The 19,076-nt window shown below is 67.4% G+C and carries 24 protein-coding genes and 1 tRNA gene; 11 read left to right on the forward strand and 14 right to left on the reverse strand.

All coding sequences use genetic code 11. The annotated features are described in order from the left end of the window. Positions 1–117 precede the first annotated feature (117 nt). The gene (locus QM624_RS03345; RefSeq protein ID WP_415088710.1) at positions 118–978 is read left to right on the forward strand and encodes an alpha/beta hydrolase; all 861 of its coding nucleotides are present in this window, start codon (positions 118–120) and stop codon (positions 976–978) included. A gap of 212 nt (positions 979–1,190) precedes the next feature. On the opposite strand, the gene QM624_RS03350 is transcribed toward QM624_RS03345, so the two are convergent. From QM624_RS03350 to QM624_RS03365, 4 genes are all read right to left on the reverse strand, one after another. Then, on the reverse strand, positions 1,191–2,033 hold the full coding sequence (locus tag QM624_RS03350) for a MetQ/NlpA family ABC transporter substrate-binding protein (RefSeq protein WP_415088712.1): 843 nt from the start codon (positions 2,031–2,033) through the stop codon (positions 1,191–1,193). A 35-nt stretch (positions 2,034–2,068) separates the two neighbouring features. Then, positions 2,069–2,713 (reverse strand): methionine ABC transporter permease, encoded by a 645-nt coding sequence (locus QM624_RS03355; protein ID WP_415088893.1) that lies wholly within the window; start codon positions 2,711–2,713, stop codon positions 2,069–2,071. Positions 2,714–2,748: 35 nt separating this feature from the next. After that, positions 2,749–3,744: a methionine ABC transporter ATP-binding protein gene (locus QM624_RS03360; protein ID WP_415088714.1), complete on the reverse strand. Its 996-nt coding sequence runs from the start codon at positions 3,742–3,744 to the stop codon at positions 2,749–2,751. Positions 3,745–4,133: 389 nt separating this feature from the next. Beyond that, complete coding sequence (locus QM624_RS03365) at positions 4,134–4,322, reverse strand: hypothetical protein (protein ID WP_415088716.1); 189 nt, start codon at positions 4,320–4,322, stop codon at positions 4,134–4,136. A 279-nt stretch (positions 4,323–4,601) separates the two neighbouring features. Here QM624_RS03365 and QM624_RS03370 point away from each other — a divergent pair, with 279 nt between their 5' ends. Genes QM624_RS03370 through QM624_RS03380 form a run of 3 tightly spaced genes read left to right on the forward strand, consistent with a single transcriptional unit; the run spans position 4,602 to position 7,400 of the window. Further along, positions 4,602–5,483 carry an ABC transporter permease gene (locus QM624_RS03370; protein WP_415088718.1) on the forward strand — a complete coding sequence of 294 codons (882 nt, stop codon included), beginning with the start codon at positions 4,602–4,604 and terminating at the stop codon, positions 5,481–5,483. A gap of 31 nt (positions 5,484–5,514) precedes the next feature. Then, positions 5,515–6,594: an ABC transporter substrate-binding protein gene (locus tag QM624_RS03375; protein WP_415088720.1), complete on the forward strand. Its 1,080-nt coding sequence runs from the start codon at positions 5,515–5,517 to the stop codon at positions 6,592–6,594. Further along, entirely contained in the window at positions 6,594–7,400 is an 807-nt protein-coding gene (locus QM624_RS03380) for an ABC transporter ATP-binding protein (RefSeq protein ID WP_415088722.1), read from the forward strand. Before QM624_RS03375 ends, QM624_RS03380 begins: the two co-directional genes overlap by 1 nt. 199 nt (positions 7,401–7,599) lie before the next feature. Here the strand turns inward: QM624_RS03380 and QM624_RS03385 are convergent, their stop codons facing one another. Both QM624_RS03385 and QM624_RS03390 read right to left on the reverse strand, forming a co-directional pair. Beyond that, the gene (locus QM624_RS03385) at positions 7,600–8,112 is read right to left on the reverse strand and encodes a flavin reductase family protein (protein WP_415088724.1); all 513 of its coding nucleotides are present in this window, start codon (positions 8,110–8,112) and stop codon (positions 7,600–7,602) included. Next, the gene (locus tag QM624_RS03390; protein WP_415088726.1) at positions 8,109–9,482 is read right to left on the reverse strand and encodes an LLM class flavin-dependent oxidoreductase; all 1,374 of its coding nucleotides are present in this window, start codon (positions 9,480–9,482) and stop codon (positions 8,109–8,111) included. Before QM624_RS03390 ends, QM624_RS03385 begins: the two co-directional genes overlap by 4 nt. 294 nt (positions 9,483–9,776) lie before the next feature. Between QM624_RS03390 and QM624_RS03395 the strand changes: the two genes are divergently transcribed. The 4 genes from QM624_RS03395 (at position 9,777) to QM624_RS03410 (ending at position 11,799) form a co-directional block, all read left to right on the forward strand. After that, positions 9,777–10,256 carry a DUF4395 domain-containing protein gene (locus tag QM624_RS03395; protein ID WP_415088728.1) on the forward strand — a complete coding sequence of 160 codons (480 nt, stop codon included), beginning with the start codon at positions 9,777–9,779 and terminating at the stop codon, positions 10,254–10,256. Further along, the gene (locus tag QM624_RS03400) at positions 10,253–10,753 is read left to right on the forward strand and encodes a thioredoxin family protein (RefSeq protein WP_415088730.1); all 501 of its coding nucleotides are present in this window, start codon (positions 10,253–10,255) and stop codon (positions 10,751–10,753) included. The genes QM624_RS03395 and QM624_RS03400 overlap by 4 nt, the downstream gene beginning before the upstream one ends. After that, on the forward strand, positions 10,750–11,205 hold the full coding sequence (locus QM624_RS03405; protein ID WP_415088732.1) for a hypothetical protein: 456 nt from the start codon (positions 10,750–10,752) through the stop codon (positions 11,203–11,205). The genes QM624_RS03400 and QM624_RS03405 overlap by 4 nt, the downstream gene beginning before the upstream one ends. 126 nt (positions 11,206–11,331) lie before the next feature. Then, positions 11,332–11,799, forward strand: a complete 468-nt coding sequence (locus tag QM624_RS03410) for an RrF2 family transcriptional regulator (RefSeq protein ID WP_415088735.1) — start codon at positions 11,332–11,334, stop codon at positions 11,797–11,799. Positions 11,800–11,815: 16 nt separating this feature from the next. Here the strand turns inward: QM624_RS03410 and QM624_RS03415 are convergent. Both QM624_RS03415 and QM624_RS03420 read right to left on the reverse strand, forming a co-directional pair. Beyond that, positions 11,816–11,891: transfer RNA gene (locus QM624_RS03415), tRNA-Glu, on the reverse strand. 74 nt (positions 11,892–11,965) lie between these two features. Beyond that, positions 11,966–12,721 carry a class I SAM-dependent methyltransferase gene (locus QM624_RS03420; protein ID WP_415088737.1) on the reverse strand — a complete coding sequence of 252 codons (756 nt, stop codon included), beginning with the start codon at positions 12,719–12,721 and terminating at the stop codon, positions 11,966–11,968. Positions 12,722–12,798: 77 nt separating this feature from the next. On the opposite strand from QM624_RS03420, the gene QM624_RS03425 reads away from it, so the two are divergent. Both QM624_RS03425 and QM624_RS03430 read left to right on the forward strand, forming a co-directional pair. After that, positions 12,799–13,179, forward strand: coding sequence for a nuclear transport factor 2 family protein (locus QM624_RS03425; RefSeq protein WP_415088739.1), 381 nt, complete (start codon positions 12,799–12,801; stop codon positions 13,177–13,179). Continuing rightward, positions 13,176–13,616 (forward strand): MarR family winged helix-turn-helix transcriptional regulator, encoded by a 441-nt coding sequence (locus tag QM624_RS03430; RefSeq protein ID WP_415088741.1) that lies wholly within the window; start codon positions 13,176–13,178, stop codon positions 13,614–13,616. Before QM624_RS03425 ends, QM624_RS03430 begins: the two co-directional genes overlap by 4 nt. 89 nt (positions 13,617–13,705) lie before the next feature. Here the strand turns inward: QM624_RS03430 and QM624_RS03435 are convergent, their stop codons facing one another. Next, positions 13,706–14,464 carry a hypothetical protein gene (locus QM624_RS03435; RefSeq protein ID WP_415088743.1) on the reverse strand — a complete coding sequence of 253 codons (759 nt, stop codon included), beginning with the start codon at positions 14,462–14,464 and terminating at the stop codon, positions 13,706–13,708. A 112-nt stretch (positions 14,465–14,576) separates the two neighbouring features. Here QM624_RS03435 and QM624_RS03440 point away from each other — a divergent pair, with 112 nt between their 5' ends. Beyond that, complete coding sequence (locus QM624_RS03440) at positions 14,577–15,533, forward strand: threonine/serine dehydratase (protein WP_415088745.1); 957 nt, start codon at positions 14,577–14,579, stop codon at positions 15,531–15,533. Between the two features lie 91 nt (positions 15,534–15,624). Here QM624_RS03440 and QM624_RS03445 read toward each other — a convergent pair whose 3' ends face one another. The 5 genes from QM624_RS03445 to QM624_RS03465 form a co-directional block, all read right to left on the reverse strand. Further along, a complete protein-coding gene (locus tag QM624_RS03445; protein ID WP_415088747.1) occupies positions 15,625–16,113 on the reverse strand; it encodes an SRPBCC family protein in 489 nt (162 codons plus the stop codon). Between the two features lie 40 nt (positions 16,114–16,153). Continuing rightward, complete coding sequence (locus tag QM624_RS03450) at positions 16,154–16,519, reverse strand: iron chaperone (protein ID WP_415088749.1); 366 nt, start codon at positions 16,517–16,519, stop codon at positions 16,154–16,156. Next, positions 16,512–17,150, reverse strand: coding sequence for an SRPBCC family protein (locus QM624_RS03455; protein ID WP_415088751.1), 639 nt, complete (start codon positions 17,148–17,150; stop codon positions 16,512–16,514). The genes QM624_RS03450 and QM624_RS03455 overlap by 8 nt, the downstream gene beginning before the upstream one ends. Beyond that, the gene (locus QM624_RS03460) at positions 17,147–17,485 is read right to left on the reverse strand and encodes an ArsR/SmtB family transcription factor (protein ID WP_415088753.1); all 339 of its coding nucleotides are present in this window, start codon (positions 17,483–17,485) and stop codon (positions 17,147–17,149) included. Before QM624_RS03460 ends, QM624_RS03455 begins: the two co-directional genes overlap by 4 nt. A gap of 77 nt (positions 17,486–17,562) precedes the next feature. Further along, complete coding sequence (locus QM624_RS03465) at positions 17,563–18,924, reverse strand: SH3 domain-containing protein (protein ID WP_415088755.1); 1,362 nt, start codon at positions 18,922–18,924, stop codon at positions 17,563–17,565. Positions 18,925–19,076: the final 152 nt, after the last annotated feature.

Consider the following 19,076-nt stretch of genomic DNA (forward strand, 5'->3'; position numbering starts at 1 on the left):
CCTCCGGCCGACTTAGGTACCAGCGACCGAAGCTCGGGAGCGCCGCTCTTCCTACGCTTCCGGTGAGGGTGCTGTCCCATCGCGGGCCGGCCACAGTCACGAGGATAGGTGGAGACCATGGCTCTGACGGAGCACGAGGAAGCCGAGATCGAGCGGGCGAACGCGAGCGGGCTCCGCCCTGTCATGTTCGTGCACGGACTGTGGTTGCTGTCGAGCAGCTGGGACCGCTGGCGGGCGGTCTTCGAGGAGGCCGGCTACACCACGATCGCGCCCGGGTGGCCGGACGATCCGGACACGGTCGCCGAGGCGCGTGAGAACCCGGAGGTCTTCGCACGCAAGATGGTGCAGGAGGTCACCGACCACTACCTGGCGGCGGCGGCCCGGCTTCAGTGCCGCCCTGCGGTCATAGGTCACTCCTTCGGTGGGCTCATCGCACAGAAGCTCGCGGGCCAAGGGTCATCGGTCGCGACGGTGGCGATCGATCCGGCACCGTTCCAGGGTGTGCTGCCCATCCCCGCGGCAGCATTGAAGAGCGCCTTCCCCGTCGTCAGCAACCCTGCCAACACGCGTCGTTCAGTGACCCTGACTTTCGATCAGTTCAGCTACGGATGGGCCAACGCTCTCGACGAGGCGGAGGCGCGTGAACTGTACGACACCTACCATGTCGCCGCCGCCGGCAACCCGATCTTCCAGGCCGTCACCGCAAACCTCAATCCCTTCTCCGAGACGAAGGTCGACACTGGCAACCCCGAGCGCGGACCGCTGCTGATCATCTCCGGCGAAGCCGACCACACCGTGCCCTACGCGACCGCCCACAGTGCATACAAGATCCAGGACAAGCACAACGAGGCGGTCACCGAGTTCATCGAGATGCCCAACCGCGGTCACTCGCTGACCATCGACCATGGCTGGCGTGAGGTCGCCGCGACCTCTCTCGAGTTCATCGACCGTGCCCGGGTCAAGGTAGGCCCGGCGTGAGGCCGGCGTAGGGGAGTCCCCTGCGACAGCTGACCTCCCGCGCCCGTCGCCGAAGGAGCCGCGATGAGCTCAGCCACTCGGTCGCCAACTTCTTCCGCATACCCAAAGTCGCACCGACGCGATGCTCCCGGATGTCAGCGTCGTTCCGTGGTTTGCGACGGAAAGGACGCCGAGACCGGAAACACCGCGTCGGTGAGGTAACGGGAAAGCGATCATCCGGGGAGGACGTCGCCCGAGGGCCAGGTGGTCTTGATGAACTCGGCGACCTTCGGGTCATGGAGCAGCGTCTCGAGCTTGGCCACCCCCGGGTTGGTGTTGTCCGTGCGCCAGACCAGGAAGTTGGCGTAGGGGTTGTCCTTGGCGGTCTCGGCCAGCAGGGCGTCCTTGGTCGATAGCCCGGCGGTCAGGATGAAGTTGCCATTCACGAAGGCCAGGTCGATCTTCGGGTCATCGAGTTGCTGGACGATCACCTCCGGTTGGTTCTCGATGAACTTGAAGCCCTTCGGGTTCTGCGCCTTGGTCAGATTCAGCACATTGGAGGAATCGGTGATCCCGGTCAGCAGCCCGGCGCCCTGCAGCAGCCGCAGCCCGCGGATCTGGTTGGAGGCGTCGTTGGTGATCGCGATGGTCGCACCCTGCGGCAACTCGTTCGCCGATTTGTACTTCTTCGAGAAGGCCGCGTAGGGCTCGATGTGCACCCCGGCGCCGTGCTCGAACTGGTAGCCGCGCTCCTTGATCTGTGCTTCCAGGTAGGGCAGGTGCTGGAAGTAGTTGGCGTCCAGCTCCTTGGAGGCGAGTGCTTCGTTCGGCTGCACGTAGTCGTCGAACTCGACGATCTGCAGATCCAGGCCGGCGGCCTGGGCCAGGTTGTTCTTCACGTACTCGAGAATCCGGGCGTGCGGTACCGGGCTGGCGCCGACCTTCACCGTGGTGAGGGCCTCGGACGGCGCTGTCGTCTCGCTGCTGGGCGCCGCCGGTGAGCCGCCGCAAGCGGTCAGCGCAACGGTGGCGACAGCGGCGGCCAGGCTGGCCAAAGAGCGGGTGAATCTGGACATGGGTATTTCTCCTTATCGTTGGTTGGCTTGGGATTTCAGCGGTGGTCGACGCGTCGCACCAGGGCATCGCCGGCGACCTGGACGAGCTGCACCATCAGCACCAGGATGACCAGCACGACGATCATCACCTCGGGCTGGAAGCGCTGGTAGCCGTAGTTGTAGGCGAGCCGCCCCAGTCCGCCGCCGCCGACCAGGCCGGCCATCGCCGAGTAGCCGATCAGCGCGACCAGAGTGGTGGTGATGCTGGCCACCAGCGAGGGCAGCGCCTCGGGAATCAGTACCTTCCAGACCGTCTGGGCGCGGGTCGAGCCCATCGCGTGTGCCGCGTCCACCTTGCCCGGATGCACGTCACGCAACGACGTCTCCACCAGGCGGGCGAAGAACGGCACCGACGCGATGGTCAGCGACACCGAGGCGGCGATCGGCCCGATCGAGGTGCCGACCAGCCAGCGGGTGAACGGGATCAGCGCCACGATCAGGATCGCGTAGGGGATCGACCGGGTGATGTTGACCAGCACCCCGCCGAGCACGATGTTCAGCGGGCGGTTGCCGGCCATGCCGCCGGGCTGGGTGATGAACAGCACCACACCGAGCGGCAGTCCCAGCACCACGGTCAGCAGGCCGGACAGGCCCACCATCTGCAGGGTCTCCAGGAAGGCCGGCCACAGCGCGGTGCTGATCGCCGGGTTGTGCACCAGGCTGTCGATGAAGTCGTTCACGCCGCTGCTCCCGTCACAGCGGCCTGAGCGCCGTGGCGGCGCAGGGCCGCCACCGCCTGGTCCGCGTCCAGTGGGGCGGGAACCAGCACCCGGTGCCGCTGGAAGGTGACGCCGGCCAGCGTCTCCACGGTGCCGGCGAGCACCGGCAGATCCGTCCCGAGTTCGTGCCCGGCCAGGGTCAGCGCCGCCGCGTCACCAGGGCGTACCGTGTCCAGCACCTCGACGGTGGGCCCACCGTCGGGCGCATGGTCCGCGGTCGGCGGCAGCGCCAGCAGCAACTCGCTCAACCGGCTGCCGAAACGGCCCACCACATCGACCAGCGAGCCGGACTCCATCACCCGTCCGGTCTGCAATAGCGAGACCGAGTCGCAGATCCGTTTCACCACGGTCATCTCATGGGTGATGATCAGCACCGCCAGGCCGAGCCGCGCCTTGAGTGCACCGATCAGGTCGAGGATCTCGCCGGTGGTTTTCGGGTCCAGTGCGCTGGTGGGCTCGTCGCAGAGCAGCACGTCGGGGTCGGTGGCCAGCGCCCGGGCGATGCCGACCCGCTGCCGCTGGCCACCCGACAGTTGCGCCGGAAACGCCTGGCCGGCATCGCCCAGACCGACCAGCCCGAGCAGTTCGGACGCCTTCGCGGCACGCTCGGCGCGTCCAACGCCGGCGAGTTCCAGCGGATAGGTGACGTTGCCGGCGATGGTGCGTGAGTCGAACAGGTTGGCGTGCTGGAAGACCAGCCCGAGCCGCCGTCGTGCCTTGCGCAGTTCGGCGGCGCGCACGGCGGTCAGGTCGGCGCCGTTGATCTCGACGGTTCCGCTGGTGGGCCGGTCGAGCAGTGCGATGCAGCGCACCAGGGTCGACTTGCCGGCGCCGGACTGGCCGATGACGCCGTGCACCGAGTCGTCCGGCACCTGCAAGGTCACCCCGTCCAGGGCGCGAATCTCACGATTGGGTTGGCGATAGACCTTCTCGAGGTCGGTGACTGCGATCACAGTGGGTCCTTTTCGTCGGACGTTGAAATAGCTGGCGAAGGGGATGCGCGGACGCGGACGGCCGATCGGACGGCGTCCGTGCTGTGGAGGCGGGATCAGGGTCGGCGGAGGACCCGGGAGTGTGCTGTCGGACCGGTGTGGATCAACGACACATACACATGCGCATCATCATTGCCGGCACTGCGGGGCGCAGGTAGGCATGGAGGCGCACGGTGGTGAACACGGACTCAGTCTGCCCACGGATCCCAGCCCGATGCAAATCGTCATACCAATGGGCGGCCGGGGGTGCGCCGACCGCCCATCGGTAGGGCCGATCAGAATATGAACGAGCCGAACAGCAGCAGCGACAGCCCCAGGCCGATCGCCAGGTCACCGTCGCCGCCGAGACGCTACCGGCGCAGATCGTCGCGAGCGCCGGCGCCGCCAAGGAAGCCCAGCACGAACTTCGGGAACCGCTGCGACACGGCGGCCGCGCTCGGGCGCTGCTCCTGTGATCCGCAGTCGACCCGCAGCGTGAAGTACAGCGTCAACAGGATCGCCGCGACGCCCAGCAGCGCGTTCTGTGTGACCGTGGCCATGGCGGCGATCTGCAGCGGCTGCTCGACGGCAGGCGTTTGACCGGTCTATCGCTGATACATATAATCCCCATATGTTTACTAGGAATAAGCGGGATCGCTTCGGGCTGGTGGTCCGGCTCCGCTGTCGTTCCTGTCGAATGCGCTGATCGCAGCATGGACCTTGAGTGGCTCGGACAACATCACGAGCCATGAGCCGCGATCGCCGGACGAAACCAATCAGCAGATCCAAGCGCCCGGAGGGGCGGACGAGGCCCTTGCGGGCTCGAAAGGACGACCACCATGACCGTTGTCGACGAGAAGGTCGTCGCCCAGCCACCGGCTGCGCCGCCAGCGAGACAGCGCGCTCGAGCCCGAGTCGTCCCCTGGCGACGCTGGGCGGTCAACGCCGGCGTGTTCGCCGGAGTCATCGCCGCTTGGTGGGCACTCACCGCGTCCGGGCTGATCGCGCCGCTCTTCCTGCCCAGTCCGCAGGCGGTCGTCGGGGCGTTCATCGATGCCAACGGCTGCCATCCCATCCAAGAGGGTAGTGCCCGGATCGTCTGCGGCTCCCAGGGCTACTTCCTCTGGGAGCACCTGCTGGCCAGCCTGCAGCGGATCGGGGTGGGCGTGGTGTTCGGCATCGTCCTCGGCGTGCTGCTCGGGTACACGATGGCACTCACCCCGGTACTCGGGCGGCTGTTCGAGCCGTACCTCAATTTCTTGCGTTCGCTGCCGCCGCTGGGCTACATCGGTCTGCTGATCGTCTGGTTCGGTATCGGGGACACTTCGAAGGTCTGGCTGCTTTTCCTGGCGGCCTTTCCTCCGATCGCAATGGCCACCATCGACGGCGTCCGGGGCATTCGGGTGGACCGGATCCAGGCTGCCCAGGCGATGGGGGCGAAGCCGGCGCACGTGCTGCGGCACGTCATCATTCCGGCCAGCCTGCCGAGCATTCTGAGCGGAATCCGGATCGCCACCGGCTTCGCCTGGACGACGGTGGTTGCGGCCGAACTCAACAACGGCATCCCAGGTATCGGCGGGCTCGCCTACCTGGCCGGCACCCAACTGCAGACTCCGCTGACCATCGCCTGCATCATCGTCATCGGCTTGGCGGCGATCGCCCTCGATGGCGGCATCAAGTACATCGCCGGTCTGCTCGTGCCGTGGCAGGGCAAGGCCTGATATGTCGTTCCGCGAGAGGAAATCCGCATCCATGAAGAACCGCCTGACCCGCCGAGCTCCGCTGACCGCCCTGACCTGCGCCCTGGTGTTGCCGCTCGCCCTGGCGGGCTGCACCACCGCCCGCGAGGCCGAGGCGCGGGCCAACGCGAACAACGGCTCCGCCGTCCAGTGCCCGGTCGAGGTGAACCAGTCCGCCACCGGTGCCGTCCGGCTGGGCTGGCAGGCCATCCCGGGCGCGAACCTGCTGGTCAAGGACAAGGGCTGGATCGAGGCCTGCCTGCCGAACGTGACCGTGACCTGGATCAAATTCGACTCCGGCGCTGATGTGGTGCAGGGCTTCGGATCGGGCTCGGTCGACCTGTCCACGCTGGGCTCCAGCCCGGCCACCAAGGCGCTGTCGGCGCCGCTCAACGTCGACATGCAGGTGGTCTGGATCGACGACGTGATCGGTGCCGCGGAATCGCTGGTGGTGAAGGACCCGGAGGTGAAGAAGCTGGCCGATCTGCGCGGGAAGACGATCGCCGTCCCGTTCAGTTCGACGTCGCACTTCAGCCTGCTGATGGCACTCCAGGCGGCGAACCTGACGCCCGGTACCGACGTGAAGCTGATCAACCTCAGCCCCGACAAGATCCTGGCCGCCTGGAGCGGTCGCGAGGTGGACGCCGCCTGGGTCTGGGATCCGGTGCTCAGCGAGCTGACCGAGCATGGGCACATCATCACCGGTAGCCAGGAGACCGCCGCGCAAGGCAAGCCGACCTTCGACCTGGAAGGTGCGACGCGCAGCTTCGTCAGTGCCAACCCGGGTTTCATGGACACCTGGACGGCGTTGCAGGACCATGCGGTCGGGTTGCTGACCGGCAGTGAGCAGGCGTCCGCCGCCCAGTCGGTCGCTGTCCAGCTGGGCAGCACACCCGAAGCCGTCCGGAGCCAGCTCAAGGGCTACACCTACCCGCGTGCCACCGAGCAGCTCAAGCTGCTGGCGGCGCTGCCCGGCCAACTGAAGGCGACTGCCGAGTTCCTCGCCACCCAGGGCGAAGTTGCCGCCGTCAGTGACCTGTCGGCCTATCAGGCCGGCGTCTACCAGACCTCGATCAAGAAAGCAGCGAAGTGATGACCAGCAACCAGGACAACGTGGTAACGCCGAAGATCCGCTTCGACCGGGTCACCAAGACCTACGCCACCGACAGCGGCGAACGCGTGATCGCGCTCTCGGAGACCTCCTTCGACATTTCCGAGGGCGAGTTCGTCTGCGTGGTCGGACCCTCCGGTTGTGGCAAGTCGACGCTGATGCAGATGCTCGCCGGCTTCCACGCGCCGTCGTCCGGGCAGACGCTGGTCGACGGCGTGGAGGTGCGGCGCCCGGACGCGGACCGCGGCGTGGTCTTCCAGCAGGCGAATCTCTATCCGTGGCTGACCACCCGCGGCAACGTGGAGCTGGGTCCCCGGATCCGAGGGATCGGCAAGGCCGAACGCCGCGAGCAGGCCGAGCGGTTCCTGCAGATGGTGGGCCTGTCGCTGTTCGCCGACCGCAAGCCCTACGAGCTGTCCGGCGGCATGCAGCAGCGGGCGCAGATCGCCCGAGTGCTGGTCAACGACCCCAAGGTGATCCTGATGGACGAGCCGTTCGGGGCGCTGGACGCCCTCACCCGCGAGCGCATGCAGGTGGAGCTGCTGCAGATCTGGCGGGAGCGCCGCAAGACGCTGGTGTTCATCACCCATGACGTGGAGGAGGCGATATTCCTCGGTACCCGGGTGATCGTGATGACCGCCCGTCCCGGCCGGGTGTTGCTGGACCTGCCGGTCGAGCTGCCGGACGGCCTGACCCCCGCCGAACTCCGGGCCGACCCCGGCTTCGTCGACTTGCGCGACACTCTGCTGGACGCAATCCACCGGGCTCAGGACGACGTCGCCGCCTAAGAACCCCCCAGCCACCGCGGGTTGAGCTTGTCGAAACCCCCTGTGCCGGGCGCATAGGTTCAAGGTCTCGACAAGCTCGACCAACGAAGTCAACACCTCCTTCAACGCCAAGTGCCCCGATCTACCGCCGGCTCGCCGGCAGTGGATCGGGGCATCCAGCGTTGTCGAAACGCTCGGGGCGTCGCTGGTGCCGGCGGGATCAGGTCTCCTGGGCCGCCAGCCGGTGGTAGGTGTGGTCGCGGTAGATGAGTGGGGAGAGGCCCGAACTCCAGGCGGCCGCCGCCTGGGCGATGATCAGCCGGCTCCCCGCGGCGGGGACGCGGGACCGCACCCGGCCCTCGATCCACCCGGAGCAGCCCGCCAGTACCGGCTCGCCGGTCGGCAGCGGATGCCAGCCGCCGGCGGCGAACCGGTCGATGCCGCTGGTCGCGAAGCGGGCTGCGACGTCGGCCTGGTCCTCGGCGAGGAAGTTGATCATCACTCGTCGCACCCTGCTCAGCGCCGACCACGACGAGGACGCCTTGTGCACCGAGAAGGCGAACAAAGGAGGCTCGGCCGAGACCGAGATCACCGAGGTTGCGGTGAACCCGTAGGCGCGACTGCCGTCGTGCAGGGTGACCACCGCCACTCCGGCCGGATGTCCCCGAAAGATCATCCGGAACTGCTCGGCATCGATGCCCTGCTCTCCGCCGACGATCGGCTGGGCGGTCACGCCAGCACCCCATCCAGTCCGTTGTGAGCGCGCTGGCCGATCGAGAGGCCGGTGGCCGCCGGCCGGTCCAGGCCGTAGTGCTCGCGTAGCGTCCGTCCGGTGTACTCGGTGCGGAACAGCGAGCGGCGGCGCAGGATCGGGATCACCTCGTCCACGAAGGTGGTCAGATCGCCGGGCAGTGCGGGCGGCATCACGTTGAAGCCGTCCGCGGCGCCGGTGCTGAACCACTCCTCGATGGTGTCGGCGACCTGCTCGGGGGTGCCGTGGAAGGTGCGGTGGCCGCGTCCGCCGCCGAGTCGCCGGACCAGTTCGCGGACGGTCAGCCGTTCGCGCCGGGCAAGTTCGACGATCAGCGTGTACCGACTGCGGTTGCCCTCGATCTCGTCCTCCTCAGGCAGATCGGCCGGCAACTGTCGGTCCAGCGGCAGGTCCTCCAGGGGCAGCCGAAGGATCCGGGCCAGCTCCTCGCGTCCGAGCTCGGGGTTGATGTGTTCGTCGAACAGCCGGCTGCGCGCCTCGGCGTCGGCCTCGGTGGCACCGATGATCGGCACCAGCCCGGGCAGCACCTTGATGCCCTCGGGATCCCGTCCGAGTCCGGAGGCGCGGCGCTTCAGGTCGGTGTAGAAGGCGCGGGCGTCGTCGATGCTCTGTTGGGCGGTGAACACCGCTTCGGCGTACCGGGTGGCGAATGAACGGCCCGCTTCGCTCGCTCCGGCCTGGACCAGCAGCGGCCAGTCCTGCGGCGAGCGAGAGACGTTCAATGCCCCGGCCACCGAGAAGAACTCGCCGCGATGGGCGGCCGGATGCACCCGGTCGGGGTCGGCCCAGATGCCGCGCTCCTTGTCGGCCAGGATCGCGTCGTCGCCCCAGCTGTCCCACAACTTGAGTGCGACGTCCACGAACTCGGCTGCGCGACGGTAGCGGTCGGCATGGTTCGGGTGCTCGTCCAAGCCGAAGTTGCGCGCGGCGTCCGGCACTTCGGTGGTGACGATGTTCCAGCCGGCCCGGCCGCCGCTGACGTGGTCCAGCGAGGCGAACCGGCGGGCCAGGTTGTAGGGCGAGTTGTAGCTCGTCGAAGCCGTGGCGATCAGCCCGATCCGCTCGGTCGACGCGGCGACGGTAGCCAGCAGCACGGTTGGGTCGAGCACGCTGGTCGGACGCCGGTGCACCGGGAAGACCGCAGGATGGTCGGCGAGGAAGATCGAGTCGAAGGTGCCGCGTTCCGCGATCCGGGCCATCCGGACGTAGTGGTCGAGCCCGGTGCCGCCCGAGACGTCGGACTCGGGCAGCCGCCAGGCGGCCTCGTGGTGGCCGACGTTCATCACGAAGGCGTTCAGGTGCAGCTGACGGGGCTTCTTGGAGGAGGTCACCGGGAGAGGTTAACATGGTTTGCCTACGGATTTAATAGGAGATTGATCGACGTGTTGAGCATTGTCGCGACGGCCGGCTCGAGCAATGGTGCTACCATTCTTCACATGTTCGCCGGACGAGTCGTACCCGCTGTGGTCCTTGTCCGTGCGCGAATGTGCTGTCGGCACTGACGGTTCTCACCACACGCCTGACGATCGCGCCCTTTCCTCGGCTGCGCGTCTTCACCGAACCCCGGGGTTCCGCCCGGATGTGCCCTCCGGCAGACCCTGCACCTCCGTCTCGAAGGAGTTCCGATGCCTTCAACTGCTGGCGCCGACGCCTCTGCGCAGCTGATCGATCCGCGCGGCCCGCGCTTTGCGGCCGCTGTTACTGCCGTCCTGCTCGCCGCTGCGTTGACTTTCGGGCCGGTGCTCGGCTGGCCCGTCCTGCTCGTGCAAACCCTGGCGTTCGCCGCCGGCTCGCTGCTCGGCCTGCGGTACCAGCCGTGGGGCTGGGTGTACCGAGTCGCCGTCCAGCCACGGCTCTCGCCGCCCGCTGCGCTCGAGGACGCCCGTCCGCCCCGGTTCGCACAAACCGTCGGCCTGCTGTTCGGGCTCGCCGGGCTGCTCGGCGTCGCCGCAGCGGTGCCCGCCCTCTTCTACGTCGCCGGCGGCTTCGCCCTGGTGGCGGCCGTGCTGAACGCAGTCTTCGACTACTGCCTCGGCTGCGAGATCTACCTGCTCGGACGACGCGTGTTCACCCATGCCGCCACCGGGGCAGCGGTGAAGCGATGACCGGCGTATGGGTGGCGTTCGCCGCGGTTGCGCTGGCGCTCGCCTTCGGCGGCTACCGGTGGCTCACCGACGGTCGGGCCAAGGCAATCCGATCCGATGCCGGGCAGCGGCTGGACGCCGTCCGGTTGGGTGGCAGCCTGGGTTCCGAAGCGACCTTTGTGCAGTTCTCCTCCCGCGTCTGTGCACCCTGCCGTGCCACCCACACGCTGCTCGCCGATGTCACCGCCACCCGTCCGACAGTGACCCACGTCGACCTCGATGCGGAGAGCCGACTCGACCTGGTCGAGGAGTTCGGCATCACCCGGACGCCCACCGTGCTGGTTCTGGACGGTTCAGGTGCGGTGCGGCAGCGCATCGTCGGTGCCACGCGGCGTCCGGATGTCCTGGCCGCTCTCGACCGGCAGGCGGCGCGGCGGACAGGCGCGCTGCCTGCCGGAAGAACCCGGCCCCGAATGACCGACCAGACAGCTCGACCCGAGGAAGGAAATCACCGATGATCCTCAGCAACGCAGACGGACGCGGTAGCAGAATCCTGCTGGTGGGGCACGGGCTGATGTCCGGCGACAACGTCTCGGCAGTGGTCCCGCTCGCTGATTGGGCCGCCCGCAACGCGGTGGAACTCCATCCGCTGCCGGTGCCGGCCTTCGTCTCCCGCAGACCGGGTCCAGGCGGACGCCCGGCGCCGCCACAGGTGGCCGAGCGCCTGGTCGAGTTGGACGAACTTGAGGCGGTCTTCGAACGTATAGCGCTGCGGCTCGCCGCCGGCGATCAGGTGATCGGCCTGGCCGCCTCGACAGCGTTGGGCGCCAGCCGATCCGGTCGCGCTTGGATCGACCGGGTGCGCGGAATCGCGGACGGCATAGCCGGCCTGGCTCTGCCGGTGTGGGCCATCGCCCCAGATCAGGGCACTTCGGCATTGCCGGCCATGATGGCCCGGACCGCGTCCTGAGCCGCTCCGCTGGCCTGCCGCCCGATCTCCGTGTTGGTGCTGCGGCAGTGGTCCTCGGAGATCGGCTCCGCGCATTCGATGCGGATCGCCGTGCTTGTCCGGCAGCTATTGGCAACAATGGGGCCTGTGGAGATCACCGCCAAGACCGAGTACGCCGTCCGGGCGATGCTGCAGCTCGCCGACGCGGACGAACCCGATCTGCCGGTCTCGGTCGACGTGCTCGCCCAGGGGCAGGGGCTACCGCGCAAGTTCCTGGAGGCGATCCTGGCCGACCTGCGACGTGCCGGGCTGGTGATCAGCACCAAGGGTGCCTACGGTGGCTACCGGCTGGCGCCCGCGGCGTCGGAGATTCCGGTCGGGGCAGTGTTCCGGGCCGTCGACGGCCCGCTGGCCGAGGTCCGCGGACTGCGTCCGCACCAGACCGCCTACGAGGGGGTCGCGGAACACCTGCCCGTGCTGTGGGTGGCGGTGCGGTCCAGCCTGCGGCAGGTGCTGGACGACACCTCGCTCAGCAGCTGCGTACCGGCAGGTTGCCGGTGCATGTCCTTCGACTGGCCGAAGAGCCGGGCGCGTGGGTCAGCCGGTAGGCGTTAGTCGCCGCTTCACTCATTGGCATCCCCAACGGGATTCGAACCCGCGCTGCCGCCTTGAAAGGGCGGTGTCCTAGGCCGCTAGACGATGGGGACCTGACCGAAGAACCATACCGGGCCGACCAGGGTGCGCCCAAACGTGCGGCGAGCCTGGTTCGGCTGCCGGGCGATCAAGGGCGCCGGGCCTCGACCAGATGACGGCTGGAGTGCGCGACGAACGGGCCTTCGCGCTGGATCAGCTCGTGCAACTCGCGGAGCCTGTCGTGGTACTTCTCCACTGTGAACCCGGGCACCCACCAGATCACTTTGCGCAGCAGGTAGACCACGGCGGCGATGTCGAAGATCTCGATCCGCAGCGTCGCCGCCCGCAGGTCGACGATCTCGAGCCCGGCCGCTCGTGCAGCGGCCGATTCGTCGTCGGGGTGCCGCCAGCGCCGGGCGTCCGGTTGCGGGCCGAGGAAGAACTCGATCAGCTCGAACGCGCTGGCCGGCCCGACGTGCTGGGCGAAGTAGCGGCCGCCGTGCCGGAGCACCCTGGCGATCTCATCCCACCAGATGGTGGCCGGGTGTCGGCTGGTGACCAGGTCGAATGCTTCATCGCCGAACGGCAGCGGCGGCTCATCCGGATCGGCGACGACCACCACGCCGCGCGGATGCAGTAGCTGCGTGGCGTGCTGCACGTTCGGCGGCCACGATTCGGTCGCCACCGCGACCGGTGGGTAGTGCTCAGCTTGGGCCAGCACCTCGCCTCCGCCGGTCTGAATATCGAGCGAGGCGGACGCCGTCCGCAGCCGCTCGGCGAGCTGCCGGGCGTAGCCCCACGGTGGACGCCTTTCGGTGGCGTGGCCGTCCAGCCACGAGAAGTCCCAGCCGGTGACGTCGGCCGACGCCCCCAGCCGGATCAGTTCGTCGAACGTGGCGCTCATCTGTCGAGTATCGCTGGTCGACCGCCGAGCCGATGCATGTGCGGACTGATGTATGCGAATCGCATATGATTAGCCTCATGGCAGCATCTCTCGAGACAGCGATCAACGAGTGGCACACCGCAGTGAATGCGGGAGATCTCGCCCGATCGGCGGGTGCGGTGGGCGATCCGATCGTGGTGCTCGGCCCCAAGGGTGCGGGTCCGATCAGTCCGGAACAGTTCGCGCAGTGGGTGCAGCGCTCGGGAATCAGGCTGGTCCCGCGGTCATGGCATCCGGTCAGCGAGCGGCTGATGGTCGTCGAAGAGGACGCGACCTGGCCCGGCAACCCGGTGTCCACCAGGGTTGCGACCATGTTCCGGGTAGCCGGTGGCAAAGTGACGGCGTCGCTTCGGCTGCCCAATCTGCGGTCGGCGCTCGATCTGGCCTACATCTGCCGCGAGATGGCGGCCACCGAATGACCGAGTCCGGCACCGGACAGCTGCTGTTCGGCTTCGTCCGGCACTGGTCGCGCCGAGCTGCCGAAGGGGACGCGACGGCCGCTGAGCAGGGCAGATTGGTGCAGGTGATCGAGGCGGTGCATGCACTGACCGGTCGCGGTGAGCCGGTGACCGTCAACGCGGTTGCCGATGAGATCGGCATCGACCAGAGCGGGGCATCCCGGCTGGTCAGGGACGCGGCGCAAGCGGGTCACCTCGACATCACGACCTCGTCGATCGATGGACGCCGCCGCCAGCTGACGCTGACCGAAACCGGCCGGACGTTGTTGACGCACGCCCACGCCTGGCAGGAGGAGGTCTTCGGTCAACTCACTCAGGGTTGGAGCCAGCGGCGCCGCGACGAGTTCCATCGGGCGATGGCCGACCTGATCGCCCGGTCGTATGAGCTCGACCGCTAGCCGAACGACGCTGATCCATCGCTGGTCGAGCTTGTCGCGGCTCTCTGTCTGGCAACGGGTTTCGACGAGCTCAACCAGCGAAACACTGATCAGCCCAGGTCGACTCCGTGGCTGCTCAGCCAAGTGCGCAGGCGTTCAGGATCACGAATCTCGCGATCGGACGCCGTGGGCGTCCTGACCCAGCGGAGGCCGGAGAGCAGTCCGAACTCGGCGATCAACCGGCGGCGTTCGAGGAATGCGATCGAGACAGCCGGCCACTCCATCCAGTCCGCGGCCTCGCCGGGACGGAAGTCGGTGAGCAGTCCGGTCAGTTCGGCGATCGCCGGCGACGAGTGCTCGACGGCCAGTCGTTCGTTGCTGCGACGCTTCTTCGCGTCGAAGCCGGCGCCGGTGAAGACGATCACCTGGTCGGCGGCCGCCAACCGTGCCGGCTCGGAGGCGAAGTCGGTCCCTTGCGCTTGGGCCGTCGCCTCCTCGGCCCACACACTGATCACACTCGACTCGCCGAACCCCATCCGCAAGCGCTCTTCGGCCTCGGCCGAGGAGTTGGCGCGGACGTGCAGGCGCATCGCCGGCTGATCTCCCAGCCAGACCAGACTGGCGAAGTGGCCGGGCGGGCGATCGGTCGGCCCGAGCCGCCAGATGAGTTCGGCGCATCGCGGGCAGTCGTCGGGGTCGGACGCGGTGAACAGGTGGCGGTAGAGATCGACCTCACCCGCCGGAATGCCGCACAGGGTGGGCCAGTCACTGCCCGGCTGAGCGTGCTCGAGCCCGTCGGAGCCATCGCGACGCCGAGCCGCCGGGACGGGCGGAGGTTCCGGCCGGTCGCTCGTCCCAGGCTGCCTCATGCGTGCAGCGTAGCGAGTACATCGGATCAGCCGATCTCCAGGATGCCCGAGGATCATGCGGCGCCAGAGAGCGCATTTCGCCTGTCTGACGGAGCCGGACGAGAATGACCGCATGGGTGAGTTGAGCTTTGCCGATGTCGAGGCTGCGCGGGCGCGCATCGCGGGACGGGTCCGCGAGGTGCCCGTCGTCCGTGCTGATGACGTCGTCACCGAGACCGGCTCGGCCGAGGTCTTCTTCGCCTTGGAGTTCCTGCAGCACACCGGGACGTTCAAGGCCCGAGGCGCGCAGAACTTCCTGCTCGCCCACCGTGAGGCCGGCACCCTGACCGGGGCCGGCGTGACGATCGCCTCGGGCGGCAATGCCGGCTTGGCGTGCGCGTGGGCCGCGAGGGAGCTGGGTGTGCCGGCGACGGTGTTCCTGCCTGCGAACGCGCCGCGGGTCAAGGTGGAACGCCTTCGTGGCTACGGTGCCGAGGTGCGGCTGGTCGGCGCCGAGTACGCCGAAGCGTTGGCGGCTTGTACCGAGTTCGCGGCGACGACCGGGGCGCTGGCTTCACACGCCTACGACCATCCGTTCATCGCCGCCGGTGCCGGCACCGTGGTGCTCGAGATCCACCGTCAACTGCCGGACCTGGATGCGGTGGTGGTCGCCGTCGGCGGGGGAGGGCTGTTCGCCGGCGTGGCGACCGCCGCCCGGCACTACGGCGTCCGGACCATCGCGGTGGAGCCGGAGAACTGTCGCGCGCTCAACGCGGCAGTTGAGGCTGGGCATCTGGTCGATGTCCAGCTGGACTCGGTAGCAGCCGATTCACTCGGCGCGCGGCGGGCGTCGGACATGGCGTTGCGGGCCGCCCAGCATGAGAGTGTGCGCTCGGTGCTGGTCTCCGACGCTGAGATCGTCCGTGCTCGTCAGTCGCTGTGGGACGAGTATCGCCTCGCCGTGGAACACGCCGCCGGCGCCGCGCTGGCCGGCGTCCTCAGCCCCACCGGGTACACCCCCAACGATGGTGAGAAGGTCTGCGTAGTGCTCTGTGGAGCGAATACGAACCCCGTTGACCTCACCGCATAGCTGCCCGCCAGGCGCTGCGCGCGCATTGTCAGAGCCACCCCGTATCGAAACGGCAACGGTTTGTTCGAGGTCATCAATTGGTGATGCCCGGTCAGCCGTTCGCTTCGCGGACGTCTGTGCCGTGCTCGGCGAACGCTTTGAAGTCCTCCATGTGTTGTCGTGACTGCTTGATGAAGGAGCTGCGCATGAGAGGAGCGATCAACCGCATCAGGCCGGTGAACCGGTACTCGTTCTCGCTGACCCAGAGCGTTCGCTCCGGGCCGGCCTCAGTCAGACGCTCACGCGCGGCGTTCCACATGCCATTTGCGACAATCTCACGCTCGTAATGGATGCCCCGGCCTGACGTGACATCCCGCAGGTTCGTCGGTTCCCGACGCGTGATGGTCTCGGTGCACTCCATCGTCTGCTTCCCGGACCGGAAGACGACCCTCGATTCGGTGCCGACCTGTCCGTCCACACCCCGTACGATCTCGTGCGATACCAATCCTCGTAGCCATTTCGGTCGCCCTGTGGGGTCTTCGAGTAGTTGAATGACCCGCTCCCGCGGCAGAGCGATCTCCATCGAGATGGTGTATTTCATGCTGGGAGTCCTCCTGTCTCAGCGACGACGCTATGAGGATTCACTGTTGACGGCCGGCGTCGATCTGGCTCGCGTGGAATCGAACGAGGTCCTCGATCAGCTCGCTTGGGAGCGGGTTCTCCAGCGTGAACTGAATGCCGTGTTCGGTGGTCTTGTAGCCCGATAGCTGGTCCTTGAACTCCTCGATTGCCCACGACGAGGGGTAGAAGCTCATGTGCTTCTTGGATGCGGTGAAGTAGACCAGCGCGCGGCCCTTGTACTTCAACGTGGGCATGCGGTAGCTGATGGCTTCTTCGACGTGCGGCACCAGCCGGGTCACGAGCGTGCGAATCCGTTCGAGTTGCGGCCGGAATGCGGGTTCGATCCCATCGAGGTACTCGTCGATGCTTGTCGGCTTCTCACTCATCGTTCTCGTCCGTTTCGTTCATTTCCAGGTAGAACGCCGCGGTCCTCAGTGCTCGGGACTCCGCAGTGCTCGCGGGCGTTCCTGCTTCGTGGTCCACCCGACCCCACGCGTCGGATGCGCGGCGGGTCAGTTCCTGACCTTCGGGCGTGCTCGCGAACTTCTCCATCTCATCGGGCGCACATCGAGGGTCGTCCGCGAGATACAGCGAGAGGGCTCGCAGCGATTCTTCCCATCCGACACCGGTCGCTGCGGGCCCGTAGGTCTCCCAGTGGTCATCGGGCGGACAGTGGTGGATCAGGCGGAGCACAGTCCGCGCCGCCGTCGTGGGGATGACTTGCACATCGACGTTGCTGACGTTCCCCTGGTACTCCCAGGTGATCGCCAAGTGCTGGGGTGGCTCGCATCGCTGAATATCGCCCTCCGTGCCGCTCTTTGTCAGCCTGTACCGGCCACCAGGTGCGAGGTCGCCGTGCACCGGCTCAAACCATCGCGAGAGCCGCTCTGCCGTCGTGCACGCGCTCCACAGATCGGCGGCGTCGGTGTCGAAGACCCGCTCCAGGACGACCTGATGCGCCTCGCCGCTGGTCGTGATCTTGCGGATCACCTTGTTGATCTCGTCGGCGACACTCATGTGCTCTCATTTCCTGCTGACGACTTTCCTCGGCGGATTTCGGCGTCGAGAGCGGACAGGGCGCTGCTCCACAACCCTCGGAACTGATCGAGCCACACATCGATCTCGCGCAGGGCTCCGGGGTCGAGTGAGTAGAGGCGTCGTGTGCCGTCGGCGCGGGAGTGGACGAGGCCCGCCTCACGCAGCCGCCGCAGGTGGCGCGAGGTGGCTGGCTGAACGAGTCCGAACTCCGCAGCCATCACATCGACAAGCTCACCAGCGGACACCTCGCTACCAGCGAGGCACTCCACGATGCGGCGGCGAGCCGGTTCAGCCAAGACAGCGAGAGCGTCCATGCGGCAACTATATAACGGTAAGTGTTATTCAGTTGGCCGACGTCGCTCGCCCGTGGCACTCCCCGGCCCGAGCTGGGTTAGTTCGCGTAGACCGAGACGTGCACGTGGTCGTAGTGGTTGGCGGTGACGCCGCCCCGGTCCTCCATCTTTCGCCAGCCCTTGGTGAAGTCGAGATTTCGTTCGACATTCCAGTTGCGCTGCCGCCAGATCAGGTAATGCACATGCAGCTTCTTGTAGTTCTCCTGCAGGTAGCGGGCGATCTTGTCGCCGAGCGCTTTGCCGGACGGGGAGGAGTACTTGGGAATCATGATGTCGAGGGCCACCCCGTTGGGATGGTCTGAGGAGTAACTGCTCGACATCCGCCAGCCGTACATGGTCTTGATCGCGGGAAACTCGGCGCGGATCAGCCGGACGATCGCCTTCACATGGGCGTGGGTGCGGTCGAGACTCTCGCTGCCCAGGCTGCCACCCTCGTCGGTGGAACCGGGCTTGGTCTTCGTCAGATAGCTCGTGTACGCCCAGCGTGCCGCGCCGTCGAAGATCACCTGCGTGCGGCTCTTCGCAGTCTTGCCGGTGATCGACAGCACCATGCCCTGCGTCGCGGTGCCCACCACTTTGCCGTCGGCGGCCGAGGTGGCACGAATATTGACCTCGTCGACATTGACGTAACGCTTGCCGGTGGCCTTCGGCAACGTGGGTGCACCCTTTCCGATCGTCGCCAGATAGCCGGTGAGCACCCAGTAGTTGCCGTCCTTGCGAACGATCTGTGAATAGCTGCCCGAATGGGTGCCGGTGAGCGAGACTTCGGTGCCTGACTTCAGGTTGCCCACCGACTTCGCGTCGATCTTGGCGGCCGTCCGCATGGCCAGGACGGCGGTCGTCTTGACCCGGTAGGCGATGGTGGGCTCCGGATCCGGGTCGGGCCGCGGGTCGGGGTCGGACGCCGGGGCAAGGTAGTTGCCCGAGAGCCAGTTCTTCGCGCCGTCCAGGATGACCTCGACAAACCGTTCCGAGGTGCGGCCGGTCGTGGCCACCTTGGTGCCCTTGGGCAGCACCTTGACGACTGCCGAATCGAGACTGGGCTCGGTGCGAAGGTTGAGGTCGGCGGTGGTCACCATCGCGGCGCCGGTCTCGTCATCGGGGGTCGGGCCGGTGGTCACACTCAGGTAGCTGGCCGACACGTAGGCCGTCTTGCCGCGGTAGTCGACCTTCACCCAGCCGCCGGATGCCGTGGCGCCGCTGACGGCGTCCCCGGCGGCGAGGACGCCGAGGACCGGGTACGAGGTGCCGGGTCCGGAGCGGACATTGACCGCACCGGTGGTCACATAGGCCGTTGCCGCGGCCGCGTTCGGGGAGAAGACGAGCCCGCCCAAGGTGAGCGTGAGGCCGGTCATCGCGGCCACCGCAACTCGTACGGCGGTGTTGGTCCGGGAAGCCATGGCGTCCTCTCGCTTGACGGTCGGGGATCCCGCAGCGGGTCGAGCGGCGCAGGTCGTTGCGTCGTCAGTTGCCTGAGATTTCGCAGGACTCTAGCCAGACCGGGCCCCGATCGGACAGCTGACAGACGAACTGAGTGGTGCTCTACAAATCG

It is taken from the genome of Micropruina sp. (assembly GCF_047606365.1).
Taxonomy (GTDB): Bacteria; Actinomycetota; Actinomycetes; order Propionibacteriales; family Propionibacteriaceae; genus Micropruina.

Bases quoted from the DNA above. Each gene is read 5' to 3' on its own strand.
- QM624_RS03450 (WP_415088749.1), bottom strand. From the start codon at position 16,519: ATGAGTGAGAAGCCGACAAGCATCGACGAGTACCTCGATGGGATCGAA.
- QM624_RS03345 (WP_415088710.1), top strand. From the start codon at position 118: ATGGCTCTGACGGAGCACGAGGAAGCCGAGATCGAGCGGGCGAACGCG.
- QM624_RS03425 (WP_415088739.1), top strand. From the start codon at position 12,799: ATGGCAGCATCTCTCGAGACAGCGATCAACGAGTGGCACACCGCAGTG.
- QM624_RS03465 (WP_415088755.1), bottom strand. From the start codon at position 18,924: ATGGCTTCCCGGACCAACACCGCCGTACGAGTTGCGGTGGCCGCGATG.
- QM624_RS03380 (WP_415088722.1), top strand. From the start codon at position 6,594: ATGACCAGCAACCAGGACAACGTGGTAACGCCGAAGATCCGCTTCGAC.
- QM624_RS03400 (WP_415088730.1), top strand. From the start codon at position 10,253: ATGACCGGCGTATGGGTGGCGTTCGCCGCGGTTGCGCTGGCGCTCGCC.
- QM624_RS03440 (WP_415088745.1), top strand. From the start codon at position 14,577: ATGGGTGAGTTGAGCTTTGCCGATGTCGAGGCTGCGCGGGCGCGCATC.
- QM624_RS03455 (WP_415088751.1), bottom strand. From the start codon at position 17,150: ATGAGTGTCGCCGACGAGATCAACAAGGTGATCCGCAAGATCACGACC.
- QM624_RS03420 (WP_415088737.1), bottom strand. From the start codon at position 12,721: ATGAGCGCCACGTTCGACGAACTGATCCGGCTGGGGGCGTCGGCCGAC.
- QM624_RS03430 (WP_415088741.1), top strand. From the start codon at position 13,176: ATGACCGAGTCCGGCACCGGACAGCTGCTGTTCGGCTTCGTCCGGCAC.
- QM624_RS03435 (WP_415088743.1), bottom strand. From the start codon at position 14,464: ATGAGGCAGCCTGGGACGAGCGACCGGCCGGAACCTCCGCCCGTCCCG.
- QM624_RS03370 (WP_415088718.1), top strand. From the start codon at position 4,602: ATGACCGTTGTCGACGAGAAGGTCGTCGCCCAGCCACCGGCTGCGCCG.
- QM624_RS03445 (WP_415088747.1), bottom strand. From the start codon at position 16,113: ATGAAATACACCATCTCGATGGAGATCGCTCTGCCGCGGGAGCGGGTC.
- QM624_RS03350 (WP_415088712.1), bottom strand. From the start codon at position 2,033: ATGTCCAGATTCACCCGCTCTTTGGCCAGCCTGGCCGCCGCTGTCGCC.
- QM624_RS03405 (WP_415088732.1), top strand. From the start codon at position 10,750: ATGATCCTCAGCAACGCAGACGGACGCGGTAGCAGAATCCTGCTGGTG.
- QM624_RS03460 (WP_415088753.1), bottom strand. From the start codon at position 17,485: ATGGACGCTCTCGCTGTCTTGGCTGAACCGGCTCGCCGCCGCATCGTG.
- QM624_RS03395 (WP_415088728.1), top strand. From the start codon at position 9,777: ATGCCTTCAACTGCTGGCGCCGACGCCTCTGCGCAGCTGATCGATCCG.
- QM624_RS03365 (WP_415088716.1), bottom strand. From the start codon at position 4,322: ATGGCCACGGTCACACAGAACGCGCTGCTGGGCGTCGCGGCGATCCTG.
- QM624_RS03375 (WP_415088720.1), top strand. From the start codon at position 5,515: ATGAAGAACCGCCTGACCCGCCGAGCTCCGCTGACCGCCCTGACCTGC.